The sequence below is a fragment of the Massilia sp. NBRC 108631 genome (assembly GCF_059704565.1).
Genome location: NZ_BAAKJE010000247.1, coordinates 1 through 16203, shown reverse-complemented (window position 1 = coordinate 16203; position 16203 = coordinate 1). Strand labels below are relative to the sequence as shown.

General features: G+C 67.5%; 15 protein-coding genes. 9 read left to right on the top strand and 6 right to left on the bottom strand.

Going from position 1 to position 16203, the window contains the following annotated elements:
• The first annotated feature begins 8 nt into the window (after positions 1 to 8).
• A complete protein-coding gene (locus AC6H42_RS26895; RefSeq protein ID WP_497549339.1) occupies positions 9 to 281 on the top strand; it encodes a HigA family addiction module antitoxin in 273 nt (90 codons plus the stop codon).
• Here AC6H42_RS26895 and AC6H42_RS26890 read toward each other — a convergent pair.
• Entirely contained in the window at positions 274 to 3690 is a 3417-nt protein-coding gene (locus tag AC6H42_RS26890; RefSeq protein WP_497549338.1) for an ATP-binding protein, read from the bottom strand. The genes AC6H42_RS26895 and AC6H42_RS26890 overlap by 8 nt on opposite strands.
• Before the next feature lie 67 nt (positions 3691 to 3757).
• Positions 3758 to 4804, bottom strand: a complete 1047-nt coding sequence (locus AC6H42_RS26885; protein WP_157201172.1) for a hypothetical protein — start codon at positions 4802 to 4804, stop codon at positions 3758 to 3760.
• Between the two features lie 194 nt (positions 4805 to 4998).
• Between AC6H42_RS26885 and AC6H42_RS26880 the strand changes: the two genes are divergently transcribed.
• The 5 genes from AC6H42_RS26880 to AC6H42_RS26860 all read left to right on the top strand — a co-directional run bounded on the left by AC6H42_RS26880 (position 4999) and on the right by AC6H42_RS26860 (position 11233).
• On the top strand, positions 4999 to 6228 hold the full coding sequence (locus tag AC6H42_RS26880; RefSeq protein WP_057158249.1) for a M48 family metallopeptidase: 1230 nt from the start codon (positions 4999 to 5001) through the stop codon (positions 6226 to 6228).
• Positions 6218 to 6793, top strand: a complete 576-nt coding sequence (gene pnuC / locus AC6H42_RS26875) for a nicotinamide riboside transporter PnuC (protein ID WP_082552197.1) — start codon at positions 6218 to 6220, stop codon at positions 6791 to 6793. Before AC6H42_RS26880 ends, pnuC begins: the two co-directional genes overlap by 11 nt.
• Positions 6790 to 7419 carry a TetR/AcrR family transcriptional regulator gene (locus tag AC6H42_RS26870; RefSeq protein ID WP_057158247.1) on the top strand — a complete coding sequence of 210 codons (630 nt, stop codon included), beginning with the start codon at positions 6790 to 6792 and terminating at the stop codon, positions 7417 to 7419. The genes pnuC and AC6H42_RS26870 overlap by 4 nt, the downstream gene beginning before the upstream one ends.
• 74 nt (positions 7420 to 7493) lie before the next feature.
• Complete coding sequence (locus AC6H42_RS26865) at positions 7494 to 8330, top strand: oxidoreductase (protein ID WP_082552196.1); 837 nt, start codon at positions 7494 to 7496, stop codon at positions 8328 to 8330.
• A gap of 347 nt (positions 8331 to 8677) precedes the next feature.
• Entirely contained in the window at positions 8678 to 11233 is a 2556-nt protein-coding gene (locus AC6H42_RS26860) for a TonB-dependent receptor (protein WP_057158245.1), read from the top strand.
• A gap of 1 nt (position 11234) precedes the next feature.
• Here the strand turns inward: AC6H42_RS26860 and AC6H42_RS26855 are convergent, their stop codons facing one another.
• Positions 11235 to 12044, bottom strand: a complete 810-nt coding sequence (locus tag AC6H42_RS26855; protein ID WP_057158244.1) for a response regulator transcription factor — start codon at positions 12042 to 12044, stop codon at positions 11235 to 11237.
• Between the two features lie 325 nt (positions 12045 to 12369).
• Here AC6H42_RS26855 and AC6H42_RS26850 point away from each other — a divergent pair, with 325 nt between their 5' ends.
• A complete protein-coding gene (locus AC6H42_RS26850) occupies positions 12370 to 12867 on the top strand; it encodes a winged helix-turn-helix transcriptional regulator (protein ID WP_056404007.1) in 498 nt (165 codons plus the stop codon).
• Positions 12868 to 12884: 17 nt separating this feature from the next.
• On the opposite strand, the gene AC6H42_RS26845 is transcribed toward AC6H42_RS26850, so the two are convergent.
• The 3 genes from AC6H42_RS26845 to AC6H42_RS26835 are packed head-to-tail and all read right to left on the bottom strand — an operon-like array spanning position 12885 to position 14633.
• A complete protein-coding gene (locus AC6H42_RS26845) occupies positions 12885 to 13721 on the bottom strand; it encodes an anti-sigma factor family protein (RefSeq protein ID WP_057158243.1) in 837 nt (278 codons plus the stop codon).
• Positions 13722 to 13731: 10 nt separating this feature from the next.
• A complete protein-coding gene (locus AC6H42_RS26840) occupies positions 13732 to 14238 on the bottom strand; it encodes an RNA polymerase sigma factor (RefSeq protein WP_057158242.1) in 507 nt (168 codons plus the stop codon).
• A gap of 38 nt (positions 14239 to 14276) precedes the next feature.
• Positions 14277 to 14633 (bottom strand): COG4315 family predicted lipoprotein, encoded by a 357-nt coding sequence (locus AC6H42_RS26835; protein WP_057158241.1) that lies wholly within the window; start codon positions 14631 to 14633, stop codon positions 14277 to 14279.
• A 117-nt stretch (positions 14634 to 14750) separates the two neighbouring features.
• Here AC6H42_RS26835 and AC6H42_RS26830 point away from each other — a divergent pair, with 117 nt between their 5' ends.
• Positions 14751 to 15449 (top strand): DUF4142 domain-containing protein, encoded by a 699-nt coding sequence (locus tag AC6H42_RS26830; RefSeq protein WP_082552195.1) that lies wholly within the window; start codon positions 14751 to 14753, stop codon positions 15447 to 15449.
• Between the two features lie 41 nt (positions 15450 to 15490).
• Positions 15491 to 16203, top strand: a 713-nt coding sequence (locus AC6H42_RS26825) for an AEC family transporter (protein WP_497549337.1), incomplete at its 3' end; no start/stop codon positions are given.

Sequence of the window (16203 nt, the reverse complement as noted above, 5' to 3'; positions counted from 1 at the left end):
CCATTCATGTGATAATTCGCTTCAGCATTTTGCTGCGCGATGTATTGCCGGCGCTTGATATGACTTGCACTGAATTTGCGCGCCGTCTTGGTTTTGCACGGGAAACGCTTTCTCGCATCATGCATGGCGGGGCGCCGGTTAGCCCGGATCTTGCGGTCAGGCTGGAGCGAGCGGGCATCAGTACCGCGCGTGTGTGGCTGGCTGTCCGGGCGGACTACTATTTATGGCATGCGGCCCGCAAGCTGCATCCGCCTATAAAAAAATTCGCAGCAGTCAATTAGCCAGCGCTTGCAGCGCCAGGTGCAGGCGCGGTGCGGCGTGGGTGTAGCCGTATTGGGCGGATTGCGCGTGCAGCAGCCCGAGGTGTGCGCGCAGGGTCTCGGACGGGGCCCGCAGCCAGTCGGCGTAGGCGTGGATCAGCGCGGTGTGGTGCTCGATCCAGTCGCATGACTCTTGCGCCGCGTAGACGGCCAGCTGGCCGGCATAGAATTCGGCGGCCACCGTGTCGCCATCGAGCAGCGACACTTCGGCTGCGCTCAGGTGGAAGCGGTAGGCGTTGTGCGCCAGGCAGTCGCGCGTCAAATGGGCCGCGCCTTGCAGCAGGGCGCGCTTGCGCACGGCGCCGTCCTGCGAGAACAGCGCCAGCGTGCCCAGCACCCATGGGCCGATGAAGTTGTGCAGATGCAGCCGCTCCATCTGCTGTGCCGCCAGCAGGATCTGGCGTTCGGCCAGCGCGCGGTCGCCGCGCAGCCAGGTAATGCGGGCCTGGCTCTCCATCAGGAAGGTTTCGAAGCGCGAGCTGCCCAGCGAGCGCGCCAGTTCCAGCCCGGTTTCCACCTCTTCCGTGGCCTGGTCCAGCAGGCCGTCCGCCACCAGCGCCCAGCCGGCTGTCATGCGCGCGAAGGTCTCGGCGCGGCGGTTGCCGACCCTGCTCGCGATGGCGGCCGACGCTTGCGCATCGCGCACCGCGCCGGCGGCGTCGCCGAGGTAGATGCGGGTGGAGCCGAGCGCGGCGCGGTTCGACGCTTCGATCTGCACGAAGCGGTCCTGCTCGCACATGGCCAGGCATTGCTCGAACAGGTCGAAGGCTTTGCGCATGCGGCCTTGCGCGTAGTACGAGTCGCCCACGCCGCTCAGGGCGCGCGCCTGCGTCTCGCGCATGTCGCTGGCCTGCGCGTAGCGCGCCGCGTCCTCGTGCAGGCGGCGGCATTCGTTGTAGTTCCCGCGCGGGAAGTAGATATTGCCCTTCAGGTAAAGCAGCTTGCCCAGCGCGGCTTCGGCGCCGATCTCCAGGGCCAGCGGCACGGTTTCGTCCAGCAGGCGCTCTTCTTCCTCCAGCTCTTCCAGCACGTTCAGCGTGGCGGCCAGGCCCACCACGGCTTCGATCTTGTCCTGCGGCCGGCCGGCCAGCAGCATGGCGTGCTGGTAGTAGCGGCGCGCGTTGCCCATGTGGCCCATGCCGGCGCTGGCGTGCGCGCGCAGCAGCGCGAGCGGGAAGCTGCTGAAACTGGTGGAATCGGCGGTGTTGCAGGCCGCGGTCAAATCCAGCGCCGCTTCGAACTGGTGCTGTTCCAGCCTGGCGCGGATGGCCGACAGCATCATCTCGAGCGCGCCCGGGTCGGCGGCGCGGTACAGGTGGTGCGCGCACTGCACGGCGTCCCGCCCGCGCCAGGCTTGCGCCGCAGCGAGGTGCAGGCGGCGCTGCTGGGCGGGGTCGATGGCGTCGTAGATGCAGTGCATGACGAGGTCGTGCACGAAACTGTAGCTGTCGCCGCCGGCGCTGCCGGAACCGACCGCCGCGCGCAGCAGGCTGTCGCGTCCGGCCGCTTGAGGCTGGTAGTCCGGCTGGCCGAGCGCGTCGCGCAGCAGCGCCAGGTCGAAGCGGTGGCCGAGCACGGACGCCATGCGCAGCGCGTGCGCGTGCTCGGGCGGCATGCTGTCCAGGCGGGCCTGGACCAGGTGGCGCAGGCTGTCCGGCAGGTGCTGGCCGGGACTGGCCAGCAGCTGGGTCAGGAACAGCGGATTGCCTTGCGCGCGCTCCACGCAACGGGCGCGGTAGGCCGGATCGACGTCGCCGAACTGGTCGGCCAGCACCGCCGCCTCGCGCGGCGCCATCGGCGCCAGGTCGAACACGGACAGGCCCAGGTCGTCCATCTGCTGGCGCAGCGCCGATTCGAGCGGATCGTTCTCCACGCGCGAGGTGATTACCCACAGCACAGGCGCTTCGCGCGACAAGGCCAGCAGCGGGCCGAGCGCGTCGAACAGGTAGGGATCGCCCCAATGCACGTCCTCCAGCGCCACCAGCTGCGGCTCGGTCATGGCCTGGCGCAGCAGCAGCGTTTGCAGCGCGTGCGACCAGCCCTGCTCACGCACCTCTTGGCTCATGGCCGAATACAGCGCATGCTGTTCGGGGCCGAGCGGCACACCGGCCAGCACATGGTAGAACAGTGCCGAGTCGGCCGGCAGGTAGAGCCGCGCTACGGTGTCGGCGATGGCTTGCGGGTTCGCGTGCGCCAGCGGCGAGCCCAGGCCGAGCAGGCTGCGCGCCAGCTGTTCCAGCGGCGCGCGCCAGCCGGCGTCGGCGCCCAGGTCCTGCACTTCGGCACGGTGGCAGCGCATGCCGTGCTGGCGCCCGATGTCGGCGAATTCCTGCGCCAGCCTGCTCTTGCCCACGCCGGCCATGGCGCGCAGGTAGATGATGTGGCCGCACTGGCTTTCTTCCATGCTCTCCACCACGGCCTTGAACTGGCGCGTTTCGGCGTAGCGGCCGATCAGCGGCGGCAGCTGGCTGGCATCGCTGGCGGCCGGCTTGCTGAAGGCCAGGTAGCCGGGATGGCGCGGTGCGTGCTGCTCCTGGTCCTGCTGTTCCTGCTCGAACAGAAAGCGGTTGTCGAGCAGCGGCAGCAGCTTGCGCTCGACATACAGGGGCAGGCGGAAGGCACGCACGCCCGGCGCGGCATGTGGCGCGTCGCCCTGGCGCAAGTCGGGCACGGGGGCGGCCGCCGTCGCGGTGGCCGCGGCGCCGCGTTCCCAGCGCGCCATGCGCAGGGCCATGGCGCGCCCGCCGTGGGTCAGCAGGTGGCGGTTCAGTTCCAGCGCGCAGCGCATGGCGCGCTCGGCGTCGCTGCGGAAGGCCTGGGGCAGGCCGAACACGGCGGACACCCGGCAACCGTCCACCTGCGCCAGGCGGCCGCCGAATTGCTGCGCCACGTAAGCCAGTTCGTGCACCGCTGCGCTGCCTGCGGTTTGCGGCGTGGCCAGTTCAATCTCCAGCATCACCACGTGACGCAGCACGCCGTCCGCTTCGGCTGGCTGGATTGCGGAGGCCTGCGTTGGCGGGAACTGCACGGTGGAAGGCAGCGCGCCGGAAACGATGGCGGCGGACGCAGACAAGGGCGGCGCGGACGCGGCCGGCACGGACGGCCCGGCCGCCAGTTCTTCCAGCGCCACGCCGAACACCTGGGCCAGGTGGCGCGCGGTGCGGTAGAGCACGATCTTGCCGGTTTCCGCGCGCTTGATGGAGGCGATGGAGACGCACAATTGCTGCTGAAAACACAAGTCCGCCAGCGCTTCCTGGCTCAGCCCGCGCGCTTTGCGCAGGCGTTTCAGCAAGGTGGCGTCGAGCAGCACGCGTCCGTCTTGCGGCAGCGGCGCTTCGGCGGGGTGGAAGGAGGGCAGATCCAGACTCATGACGCTGCCACTATAGCATTGCAATGCGGGCCGGCGCGCGCCCGCCTTGCGTTGCCTAACCGCAATATTAGTGAACGATCATTCCTGTCAGCGGCCGTAAAGGACGCAATATCCGCTTGCTGTGATTGGGCGTGGGGTCGTGCGGCGTGAAGCTGGCGGTGAGGCTGTGGGCGTTGGTGCCTAAGTAGTTTCCGCGTATCGCGCCTACAACACGGGCGCCCGATTCGAAGCGCAGCTGGCCCAGCAGCACGTAGGGCACCGACACGGTGGAATAGGTCAGCGCGATGGCGGCCCGCATCGAGGTGTGCGGCGCCACGGTGTAGGGCGTGTCGAACGCCCAGTCGGTCAGGCGGGTGGAAGCGCAGTTGGCCACGTAGAACACGGCAGCGTCCGACAGGACGAATTCGTCGCCGGACACGGCCGGCACGGCGTAGAAATACTCCACGTCCGGGCCCAGGGTGGCACCGGGCAGGTTGGTCCAAGATGACGTTTCGGTCACGGCGATGGACCCGGCCAGCGTATGCACCGACGCTTCGCCGGCGTGGTTGGTGACGGTTTCAGTGTATTGGCTGGCCGGGCTGGTGCGCAGCACGCAGGCTGCGCTGAAGTCGTACTCGATGTGCAGCACTTCTTCGATGCTGATCACGCGGTCGGTCACGGTGGAGGCCCAGATCACGCCCCGGCTGTCGTCGGGGCCGGTGCCGGCGCGTACCGAGAAATTGCCGTCGTCCTGCATGGCCACGTAGAACTCCTGGCCTTGCGCGGTGACCTGGGTGCCCCAGTGCCAGCCGCAGTTGTGCGCCAGGTCGGAGCCCTGGTAGACGCAGAAGTTGCCGTCGCTCTGCACCAGTGCGAAGTAGCGGCCGTGCTGGCCGCCCTTGCGGCTGCTCCACAGCAGGCCCTGCTCGTCGTCGCCGTCCATGCCGCGGTATACGCGCAGCGTGCCGTCGCCCAGCAAGGTGGCGAAGAACAAGCCATTGGCCGACACGATGCTGTCGCCCACCTGCAAGATCTGGTTCATCGGCAAGAAGGTGTGGAAGCGGCGGCCGCCGTGGGTAGGGCGGGGCGGGCTGGCGATGGCTTCGGCGGCGATCTCGTATTGGTGCAGCAGCATGGCGGAGTCCGGCGGTGTGGAAATGGCGCCAGTATGCGGGCGCGCCATGCCGCACAACAGGGCAGCGCGGTCTCAGTTCGGTATCAGCGCCTCCGTTTTAGCAGCCGATGTAACCGCAGGTATTTTAATTCCTTATAAAGCTTTATTTTTTTGAAAACTAATTTAGAATGCCGCACGGAAATGAGGAATGAAAAGTGGAACTGGTATATAAACATGAGCGCATGCTGCTCAGGGCGCTGCTGGCGGCCTCGCTGCTGATCTGGTGCGGGCTGGCGCTGGCCACGCTGGGACAGGCGCTGGCCTGTCTTGTTTTTATTTTTGCAATCACCGTATTCATGCAAGCGGCGCTTGCGGCATATTTAAAAGGCACCGGCGTCCATATCAGTTACCAGCAGTTTCCCGACCTGAAAGCGCGCATTGACGTCTGTTGCCGCCGGCTCGGGCTGGAGCGCATACCGGAAGCGTATCTGCTGCGCAGGCCCAGCGCCTTGACCGTCATGCTGCTGGGACGGCGCTACATCGTGCTGCAGGCCGGCGTGCTCGACGCGCTCGAGGAGCGGGCCGACGCCATCAATTTCTACATCGGCCACGAGATCGGCCACATCACGCGGCGCCACCAGCGCTGGCTGCCCCTGCTGCTGCCGGCCGCCGCGCTGCCGCTGCTGGGCGCGGCCTATGCGCGCGCCTGCGCCTACACCTGCGACCGCCACGGCCTGCACGCCTGCGACGACCTGCGCAGCGCCCAGAGCGCGCTGGCCGCGCTGGCGGCGGGCGGACGGCGCTGGCGCCAGCTCAACCTGGATGACTACGCCGCGCAGGCGCGCCAGGCGTGCGGCTTCTGGATGTCCTTCCTCGAACTGGTGAACAGCCAGCCCTGGCCGGTCAAGCGCATGGCGGCGCTGCGGGCGCTGGCCAGCGGCGCCGAGGCGCTGCCGGCCGCGCGCCACCGGCTGGCCTGGCTGGCGGCCATGCTGGTGCCGCGCCTGGGCCTGGCCGGCGCCGCCGGCGGCCTGCTGGCGCTGGCGCTGCTGGCCGCGGCCGCCGCGCTGGCGCTGCCACGGCTGGGCGAATTCGAGGCGCGCACCCAGCTGGCGCGCGCGGTGCGCGTGGGCCAGGACGCCACGGCGGCGGTGGACCGCTATTACTACGCCAACGGCCGCATCCCGGCCAGCCTGCGCGAGGCCGGCTTCGCGCTGGCCGATCCCGGCCTGGCCGTGGTCGACGCGCGCATCGACGGCGACAGCGGGGTGGTGCGCATCTATCCGGCCGACTTTGCGCTGCGCGGCAAGGCTATTGCCTTCACGCCCGCGCTGGCAGAGAATAAGCGCGTCGCCTGGCGCTGCGCCGGCGAGGACATTCCGGCCCGGCTGCTGCCGCCGGCGTGCCAAAGCAACCAGCCTGCCGGGACTTTTTTTGACAACTAATCTGGAACTGGCCGCCAACGCGGTGATGGCGCTGTCCATCGTGCTGGCCGGACGCAACAATATTCATTCCTGGTGGATCGGCATCGTCGGCTGCGCGCTGTTCGGCGCGCTGTTCTATGGCGTGCAGCTGTTTGCCGACGTGGCGCTGCAGCTGTTCTTTATCGTCACCTGCCTGATCGGCTGGTATGAATGGGCGCGCGGCGGCGGCGGCAAGGCGCTGCCGGTCACCTCCGCGCGCAGCAGCACGCTGGCGTGGATGGGGGCGGCCGGCGTGGCCGGCACCGTGGGATATGGCTTGATGCTGCACCACTACACCAGCGCCTATGCGCCCTTTGTCGACTCGGCGGTGCTGGCCTTCAGCATCATCGCCCAGCTGCTGCTGATGGCGCGCCGGGTGGAAACCTGGCCCGTATGGCTGCTGGTGAACGCGGTGTCGGTGCCGCTGTATTCCAGCCGGGGCCTGTACCTGACGGCGCTGCTGTACGCCGCCTACTTCGTCAACGCGCTGGTTTCCTGGCGCTGGTGGCGGCGCCAGATGAGCGCGCCGGCCGAAATTGGTATATGATGACCATCATGAAGAGTAAAACCCCACCGGCCGGCGCGCGGCGCGCGGCCTCCAGCCGCAAGGAAGCGACGCACGAGCGCATCGTCGAGGTGGCCGCGCGCGCGATCCGGCGCAGCGGCTACGACGGCACCGGGGTGGCCGACATCATGAAGGAAGCCGGGCTCACGCACGGCGGCTTTTACGCGCATTTCGCCTCGCGCGAGGCCTTGCTGGCCGAGGCGGCCGACCGCGCCGGGGCCGATGCGGTGCGCGCCTCGGCCGACATCGCCGCCGCCGCCGCGCCGGGGCAGTCGCTGCAGGCGCTGATGCGGGCCTATTTGTCGCAGCAGCACCTGGAGGCCGTGGAGTATGGCTGCCCGGTGTCCGCGCTGGGCTCCGAGATGCACCGCCAGGCGCCGGAGGTGCGGCATGCCGCCACCCGCCATATCAAGGAAATGATCGACCTGGTGGCGCGCCAGCTGCCCGGCTGGGGGACGCCTGAGGCGCACCAGCAGGCCATGTTCATGGTCAGCGCCATGATGGGCACCATGGTGATGGCGCGCGCGGTGGACGATCCCAAGCTGTCCGAGGCGCTGCGCGAAGCGGCGCTCAAGCATTTTACGGAAGCAGGCAAAGCAGCAGAATAAGGCCGGCCCGGCGGCTGCGCGCCCCGGGCTTTTTTTGTATCATCAATATGATGATCATCATATGGAGAAGTGAAATGGACAGCAAAATTGCAATCGTCACCGGCGCCTCGTCGGGTATCGGCCAGGCCGCCGCCGAGCGGCTGGCGCGTGCCGGCTACAAGGTATACGGCACCAGCCGCCGTGGCGCGCAAGGGATGCAAGGCCGGCGCGGCTTCGAGATGCTGGCGCTGGACGTGACCAGCGACGAGTCGGTGCAGGCGGCAGTCAGCCAGGTGCTGCAGCGGGAAGGCCGCATCGACCTGCTGGTCAACAACGCCGGCTTCGGCGTGGCGCCGGCCGCAGCCCAGGAAAGTTCGATGCGGCTGGCGCAGTCCCTCTTCGACACCAATTTCTTCGGCATGGTGCGCATGGTGCGCGCCGTGCTGCCGCACATGCGGCAGCGGGGCAGCGGGCGCATCATCAATATCAGCTCGGTGCTGGGCTTTGTGCCCATGCCCTATATGGCGCTGTACTCGGCCAGCAAGCACGCCATGGAAGGCTATTCGGAATCGCTGGACCAGGAGTTGCGCACGCAGGGCATCCGCGTGTCGCTGGTGCAGCCGGCCTACATCAACTCCGGCTTCGACGCCAATCAGATCCAGCCCGACGAGGCGCTGGACGAATACCGCGCGCTGCGCGCGGGACTGGACCGGCGCGTCAAGCAAGCCGTGGCGGGCGCGGACGGCCCCGGCGTGGTGGCGGACACCGTGCTGCGGGTGGCGCTCGCGGCTGCGCCGAAAGTGCGCTACACCTCGGGCGCGCTGGCCGGCCGCCTGCGCTTCCTGCGCCGCTTCGCTCCCGCAGCACTGATGGAAGCCGGCGTGCGCAAGGACTTGCGGCTCGATTCGCAGCCTGCGGTGGGCAGGCGCTAGCGGGCGCGCCGGCCAGTCATATATCCAGGCTGAATAAGCTATGCAGTTTTAATTCGTTCTATCCTGGAAACTGCGCCGGTATAGTGCTTACTTCCGCACCGCCCGATTGATCCCGTTTATGTTCCGTTTCGCTCCGCTGCCCATCGTCCCAAGCCGCCACGTGCTGTACATGCTCTGCATGGCCCAGTGCATGTGCCGCGCCGCCTCGCGCTAGTCCGCGCCAAGCCCGCTCTAAAACACCAAGCCTTGCTGCATCCCGTTCCGGCCCACCAGGCCGGGATGGCTGCGCTTACCCCGGTCTTATGCGGACCGGGGCCGCCGTTCCATTCCCACCCAAGAGGAAACCCATGTTCAAACCTTTAGCCATCTCGCTCGCCGTCGCCGCGGCCTTCCCATCCTTCGCCGCTGCGCAGGAACTGGAGCGGGTCATCGTCACCGGTTCCAATATCCGCACCACGCAGAAAGAGGGCGCCAGCGCGGTCCAGGTCATCAGCGCCAGGGAAATCGCCGCCAGCGGCAAGGCCAGCATCGCCGACGTGATCCGCTCGATCTCGGCCAACAGCGGCAACAGCTACAACGAGCAGTACACCGGCAGCTTCTCGGCCGGCACGGCGGGCCTGTCGCTGCGCGGCATCGGCCAGAAGAACACGCTGATCCTGGTGAACGGCAAGCGCGTGAGCCCTTACGCCACGGCGCAGGACCTGCAGGAAGTGTTCGTCGACCTGAACAGCCTGCCGATGGCGGCGGTGCAGCGCATCGAAGTGCTGAAGGACGGCGCGTCGTCGGTGTACGGCTCGGACGCGGTGGCCGGCGTGGTCAACATCATCCTGTACAAGGAATTCAAGGGCACGGAACTGAGCGCGCAGTACGGCAGCTCGACCGAGGGCACCGGCCAGTCCGAGAAGAGCGCGGCGCTGCAGACCGGCGTCGGCAGCCTGGCCAAGGACGGCTACAGCGTGGTGTTCTCGCTGGACGCGCAGCAGCGCGACCGGCTGCAGCAGGACCAGGTGGCGTGGATGGCCGGCAGCGATTTTCGCGGCAACGCCAATGGCGCGCTGGCCTGGGTGCCGGCCAACTACCTGAACAACGATCCGACGCGCCTGCTCGGCGGCCAGCAAGGCCCGCTGCAGCTGCAGCCGTACGGCGCCATCACCCCGGGCAAGGGCGGCACCGTGCAGGCGTATAACAACGCGCAGTTCAAGACGCTGATCCCGGCCATCAGCCGCATCCATTCCTCGCTGCGCGGCACGCTGAAACTGAACGACGACACCGAAGCCTACGCCGACCTGCTGTACGGCCACTCGCGCGCCGACCAGACCTTCGGCGCCCCGCTGACGGTGGGCAGCGGCCTGCGCGCGTGGAACAACGCCAGGCAGCAACTGGACAACATCAGCGTGCTGCTGCCGGTGGGCCACCCGAACAATCCGGGCGCCACGCCGCTGCCGTTCACCGCCACCCTGTTCGACCTGGGCGCGCGCACCAAGCGCGACAGCGTGGACTTCTTCCGCGCGCTGGCCGGCGTGAAAGGCTCGCTGGCAGGCTGGGACTACGATGCCTCGGTGGGCCGCTCCGGCAGCGCGCTGGAAGAAACCGTGAACAACTTCGTCAACCGCTACGAATTCGAGAAGGTGCTGGCCGAGGGCAGCTACAACTTTGCCGACCAGTCGAAGAACAGCGAGGCGGTGCGCAAGCGCCTGCGCCTGTCGACCTTGCGCCCGGCCGAATCGACCCTGGCCACGGTGGACTTCAACGCCTCGAAGGAACTGGCCGAGCTGCCGGCCGGGCCGCTGGGTTTCGCCTTCGGCGCGCAGTGGCGCCGCGAGGCGATGGACTCGCAGACCTCGGCCGCCGTGCTGAGCGGCACCGAGCTGCGCCCGGCCATCAACATTATCCAGGGCAAGCGCGACGTGGCCGCGCTGTTCGCCGAGTTCAACGTGCCGGTCGTCAAGGACCTGAACCTGAACCTGGCCGGGCGCGCCGACCGCTACAGCGACTTCGGCTCGGCCTTCTCGCCCAAGGCCAGCGTGCGCTACCAGGCCGCCCAGTGGCTGCTGTTGCGCGGCACCGTGTCGCGCGGCTTCCGCGCGCCGTCGCTGCCGGAGATTACCAGCTCCACCTCGGTCAGCTACGGCAGCGTGATCGACCCGCGCGACCCCATCACGCCGACCCAGGCGCGCGGCGTGACCAACCTCACCATCGCCAACGCCGCGCTGCGTCCCGAGCGTTCGGGCAACCTGAACCTGGGCCTGGTGATCGCGCCCAGCGCCGACAGCAGCGTGGGCGTGGACTACTACCGCATCCGCACCAAGGGCGTGATCGACACCGAAAGCGCGGACAACATCATCGCCAACGAAAAGGCCGCGCCGGAAAAAGTGGTGCGCGATGCGCAGGGCCGCATCCAGACCCTGTACCGCCAGTACGCCAACCAGGGCGACCGCCTGGTGTCGGGTATCGACATCGACCTGCGCCACCGCATCGGCCTGCAGCAATGGGGCAAGCTGGCGCTGAACGCGCAGCTGAGCCATGTGTTCAAGTTCGAGGCGCCGCTGGCGCTGGGCGAGCCGCTCACCAACGGCGCCGGCAACAACTACTTCGGCTCCATCCCGAAATGGCGCGGCGTCACCAGCGCCACCTGGGATATCGGCGCCTGGGCCAGCACGCTGACCTGGAACTATGTGGACGGCTACGGCCAGACCACGCGCGAAAACGAGCGCGTGAGGCCGGTCGGCACGCTGGATGCGAACGTGGCGTGGAAGCTGACGCCGGCGGCGACGGTGAGCTTCATCGTGCACAACCTGGGGGACAAGCGGCCGTCGTGGGATTCGTCGACGGCGTTCTTCGATTTCACCCAGGCCGACCCGCGCGGCCGCACCGCGGCGGTGAAGCTGAATTACAAGTTCTGAGCTACTGCTTCTGATCCTGGTTGTGGTCCTGCCCCTGGCCCTGGCGGAAAGCGCTGGGGGTGACACCCATGCGTTCGCGGAAGGCGGTGGCGAAGTTGCCGGCGTTGTTAAAGCCGATCAGCAGCGCGATGTCCTGGACATCGATGTCGGTCTCGCGCAACAGCTGCACGCCGCGCGCGATGCGCTCTTCGCGGATGAAGGCGAACACCGTCATGCCGGTCTGCTCGCGGAACAGCTGCGACAGCTTTTCGCGGTAGGTGCCCACGCTGCGCGCGATCTCGGCCAGGCTGGGCAGGGCGCTCAGGTTGTCGGAAATGAGGCGCTTGGCGGCGTTGACGATCACCGCGTCCGGGTCGGGCTGCGGCGCAGGGAGCTGCACGGCGGCTGCCGGTTCCGGCTCGGGCTCGCCGCGCGTGCGCCGCATCAGGTTCAGGTGCACGTGGATGCGCGCGGCCAGTTCGCCCGGCGTGAACGGCTTGGATACGTAATCGACGCCGCCGATCGACAGGCCCATGATGCGGTCTTCGGCGGCGTCGGCGCCGCTGAGGAAAATCACCGGGATGTCGTAGGTGGCCGGATTGGCCTTGAGCAGGCGGCAGCAGGTGTAGCCGTCCATATTGGGCATGCGCACGTCCAGCAGGATCAGGTCGGGCTGGTTGGCCAGCGCCAGTTGATAGCCCTGCATGCCGTTGAACGCCACCGACACCCGATAGGGCAGCTCGCTCAGCAGATCGACCAGCATGCGCTGTTCGAACGCGGAATCGTCCACGATCAGGATGCTGCGTACATTGGCGTCGCTGGTTAAATACATGGTCGGCTGGTCAGGTTGGAGCTACCGCTGTTGCGTATTATGCCTATCTTTTAAATTTTTTTAATAGATTTCTCCGCGTGCAAAACATCTATCGCGTCTAGCAAAAGCGTAGTTTCTCAGGATAGACAATAATTGAATCGGGTGTTGAGCCGATGCAACCAAATGTCGGCTCATAAACTTGGTTATCATGAGTTCACTCTCAGTACATGGAAAAAGAAGGTGCATGCAGCACCCAAGATGCAAGTTAGCGAAGTTCTTGCTGGCCAGTTGGTCGCGGAATGTGACTTTTAGTTTTCAGACTAATCTTGATCGAAGGAGTTGCAAAATGAAACACACTGACTTTGGACGTATGCCATGCCCGATCGCCCGCAGCCTGGGCAAAGTGGGCGAGTGGTGGAGCATCCTCATCCTGCGCGATGCATTCTATGGGCTGACCCGTTTCGACGAGTTCGAAAAAAGCCTCAAAATCGCCCCCAATATGCTGACCCGCCGCCTGGCTGGCCTGGTCGAAGGCGGCCTGATGGAGCGCCGCCAGTACAGCGCCCGTCCGCCCCGCTACGAGTACGTGCTGACCAAGGCCGGGCGCGATTTCAAGCCTGTGCTGCTGGCCTTCGTGGCCTGGGGCAACGACCACCTGGCACCGGAAGGCGCCAGCCTGCTGGTGGTGAGCCGTGAAACCGGCAAGCCTGCCGACCAGGTGCTGGTCGACGCGCGCACCGGACTGGCCATCAACGACGAGGACTACATGTTCGCGCCGGGCCCCGCCGCCAATGAATTGATGCGCATGCGCCTGGACGACATGGGCCGGCGCGGCGTCCAGTAACCCTTCATCGCCGTAGTTCAAGGCTGCAGCTGTTCGTAGACCGCGTTGGCGATCTGCGACAGCTCGGCCTTCCCCAGCGCGCCCGAGAGCGCGTATCCGTAGCTGCCATCTATCCAGTAAAACACACTGAGCGCGCCATCCCTGGCGTAGCGGAACCCGGTGTCGCGGCTGCCTGCCTGTCCCGAGGACACGTACAGGGTCAGCCGCTGTCCGCTGGCGTCGGTGTACATGAATTGCGCCACCGGGCCGTTATCGCCCGGCAGCAGCCTGCCGCCCACCAGTTCGTAGCCCAGCGGCGCCAGCCGGGGCGGATGCAGCGGCGTGCCCAGCCGTTTCGACAGCCAGGCCACCAGGTGTTCCTGCTGGTCCGCGCCCACTTCCACCGGATGCCGCACTTCGGGCGCGTACACGCGGTGCGCCAGCGCGGCGCGGTGCGCCAGCGCCGCGCTGCCGCGTGCCTCCGTTGCCAGGCCGCCGCCGGCCGCGCCGCGCGGGTCCGCAGCCGCGGCGCGGGCCAGGTCGCTGTCAGCGGTGCCCGGCTGCCCGCCGAAGCTGCCGTGCGCCACCCAGCCGAGCGCCGCACTCGACAGCATCAGCGCCACGCTGGCCGCGTAGCGCCGCAGCGGCCAGCCGTAGCGCTGCCAGCCGCGCGGACGCAGCATGCCGCGTGGAATGGCTTCGTCCAGCACCGGGCTGTACAGCGAGCGCAGCGCCACGTTCTGCTGGCGGTAGGCGCGCAAGCGCGCGGCCTCCTGCGGGTGGTGCTCCAGGTAGCGGTCGATGTCGGCGCGGCGCTCCTGCGCCAGGCGGCCGTCCACCCAGGCCTGCAGTTCGGCTTCGGTGACCGGATTCATGGCAAGGCCCTCATTTCACCACCTTCAACGTTGAGATCGGCGCCTGGCCCAGCATCAGCAGCCGCAGCCGTTCGCGCGCGCGCGACAGGCGCGACATCACGGTGCCGGGTGGAATGTTCAGGACGGCGGCCACTTCCTCATAGCTCATGTCTTCCAGCGCCACCAGCAGCAGCACTTCGCGCTGCTCGGCCGGCAGCAGTTGCAGCGCGGCCTGCATGTCGCGGATTTCCAGGCGGTCGCCGGCGGCCGGCGCGCTGAGCGAGCCCTGCAGCTCCTCGCTCAGCTCCACCGTGTGCAGCGCCGGCTGGCGCAGCCGGTCCACATGCAGGTTGTGCATGATGCCGAACAGCCAGGCCCGCATGTCGCCGCCGCGCCGCCAGGACGGCAGCTTGTGCCAGCCGCGCTCCATGGTGTCCTGCACCAGGTCGTCGGCGCCGGCGCGGTCGCCCAGCAGCGCGCGCGCGTAGCGGCGCAGGCGCGGGATGCAGGCGGTGAGGCTGGCGCTGTCGTCTTGCATGATGGCGGGCGTGGTTGAGCGGCTGTGCGGCTTGGCGCCTAGTCCTTGACCACGTGCCACACGTCCTTGAAGTTGTCGCCGCTGCGGTCGCCGGCCTTGGCGTCCTGGACGAAGGTGTACAGGGGCTTGCCCTTGTAGGCCAGCTGCTTGCTGCCGTCGTCGCGCGTCACCACCGAGTAGGGGGCGGCCACTTTCTCCGGCGCGGCCACGGCCGGCCAGTTCTGGATGCAAGGCCCGTTGCAGGCGCTCTTGCCGCTGCCGGCCGTGTCCTTGTCAAAGGTATAGACGGTCATGCCGGAACCCGTGACAAGCACGCCGCCGTCTTTTTTCAGGTCTTGCGCGTGGGCTGCCCCGCCCGCGAGCAGCAGGGCGGCGATGGCGATCATGGTCTTCATGGATATCTCCTTGGTTTGGGTGAATGGGTGCAACAATTGCGTATACGTAAGCTGCGGCCCCTTTATTCCATCGCGCGTAAAATTTTCTCTCCACACCTTCAAGGATAGGAGATCCCCATGAACAAGGCAAAACTGGCATTGATCACGGCTGCCCTGCTGGGCGCGTTGTCGGCACAGGCGCAGAACCTGGCCAAGTCGGACCAGCAGATGCTGCTGCAGCTGGCGCAAGGCAATATGGCGGAAATCGAAGCGGGCAAGATCGCACTGCAGAAATCGCAGAACACCGAGGTGAAGGCCTTCGCGCAGCAAATGATCGACGACCACACCAAGGGGCTGCAGGAGGTGCAGAGCGTGGCCCAGAGCAAGGGCGTGACCTTGCCGTCCGAACCGGACGCCAAGCACAAGGCCATGGCCAGCAAGCTCAACAACCTGTCCGGCGACGCGTTCGACCGCACCTATCTGGCCCAGGCGGGCGTGGCCGACCATAAGAAGACCCACGCCCTGGTGCAAAAAGTGCAGTCCAGCGCCAAGGATGCCGATGTCAAGGCGCTGGCCGCCAAGCTGGAACCGACCGTGGCGCAGCACCTGACCCATGTGACGCAGCTGAACGCCAGCATCAAGGGCAGCAGCGGCACTGCCAGCGGCGCCAGCGGCAGCGAGGGCGCGACCGGCAGCGGCGCCGACGGCGCCATGGGCAGCAAGACCGACAGCGCAGCCAAGCGGCCGCGCGCCGTGCCGGACAAGGCCAGCGGCAACACCGATAATCCGGAGAACAAGCAGAATCCGACCACCCAGCCACCCGCGCCGATCAAATAGGGCGGGCTGCTGCATGGCAAGCATGGGTACAATGAGCGCCCATGCTCGCCATTCTTTCCGTCACCTTTCCTTTCTTTGCGCTAGTGCTGTGCGGCTACGTGGCCGTGCGGCGCGGCATGCTGCCGCAGTTGGCGATTCCCGGCCTGAACAGCTTCGTGCTGTATTTCGCGCTGCCGTGCATGCTGTACCGCTTCGGCGCGGGCACCCCGATTTCGCAGCTGCTGGACGTGGGCGTGTTCAGCGTCTACCTGCTGTGCGCGCTGGCCATGGTGGGCATCGCCATGGCCGCCACGCTGCGCCGCAGCGGCTGGAACGACGCCGCCTTCGGCGCACTGGTGACGGCCTTTCCGAACACCGGCTTCATGGGCGTGCCGCTGCTGCTGGCGCTGGTGGGGCCGCGCTCGTCGGGGCCGGCCATCGTCGCCATCGTGGTCGACATGATCATCACCAGTTCGCTGTGTATCGCGCTGTCGCGCATGGGCAGCGGCGCCGGGCGGGAGGCCCTGGGCCGGGCGCTGCGCGGCATGCTGGGCAATCCCATGCCCTGGGCCATCGCGCTGGGCGGACTCAGTTCGGCGGCCGGGCTGGCCTTGCCCAAGCCGGCCATGCAGACGGTGGGCCTGCTGGCCGACGCCGCCTCGCCGGTGGCGCTGTTTACCATCGGCGCGGTGCTGGCGCGTTCGCAGATGAGCGTCGGCACCGGCGCCGCCGCGCCGCAGCCGGTGCGGGCCGTGGCGCATGGCGGCCGGGACAC

Excerpts from the sequence above, each read along its gene's own strand:
- AC6H42_RS26865 (WP_082552196.1), top strand. The coding sequence starts at position 7,494 with ATGGACAGCAAAATTGCAATCGTCACCGGCGCCTCGTCGGGTATCGGC.
- AC6H42_RS26845 (WP_057158243.1), bottom strand. The coding sequence starts at position 13,721 with ATGAATCCGGTCACCGAAGCCGAACTGCAGGCCTGGGTGGACGGCCGC.
- AC6H42_RS26830 (WP_082552195.1), top strand. The coding sequence starts at position 14,751 with ATGAACAAGGCAAAACTGGCATTGATCACGGCTGCCCTGCTGGGCGCG.
- AC6H42_RS26885 (WP_157201172.1), bottom strand. The coding sequence starts at position 4,804 with ATGCTGCTGCACCAATACGAGATCGCCGCCGAAGCCATCGCCAGCCCG.
- AC6H42_RS26855 (WP_057158244.1), bottom strand. The coding sequence starts at position 12,044 with ATGTATTTAACCAGCGACGCCAATGTACGCAGCATCCTGATCGTGGAC.
- AC6H42_RS26850 (WP_056404007.1), top strand. The coding sequence starts at position 12,370 with ATGAAACACACTGACTTTGGACGTATGCCATGCCCGATCGCCCGCAGC.
- AC6H42_RS26840 (WP_057158242.1), bottom strand. The coding sequence starts at position 14,238 with ATGCAAGACGACAGCGCCAGCCTCACCGCCTGCATCCCGCGCCTGCGC.
- AC6H42_RS26890 (WP_497549338.1), bottom strand. The coding sequence starts at position 3,690 with ATGAGTCTGGATCTGCCCTCCTTCCACCCCGCCGAAGCGCCGCTGCCG.
- AC6H42_RS26835 (WP_057158241.1), bottom strand. The coding sequence starts at position 14,633 with ATGAAGACCATGATCGCCATCGCCGCCCTGCTGCTCGCGGGCGGGGCA.
- AC6H42_RS26870 (WP_057158247.1), top strand. The coding sequence starts at position 6,790 with ATGATGACCATCATGAAGAGTAAAACCCCACCGGCCGGCGCGCGGCGC.
- AC6H42_RS26860 (WP_057158245.1), top strand. The coding sequence starts at position 8,678 with ATGTTCAAACCTTTAGCCATCTCGCTCGCCGTCGCCGCGGCCTTCCCA.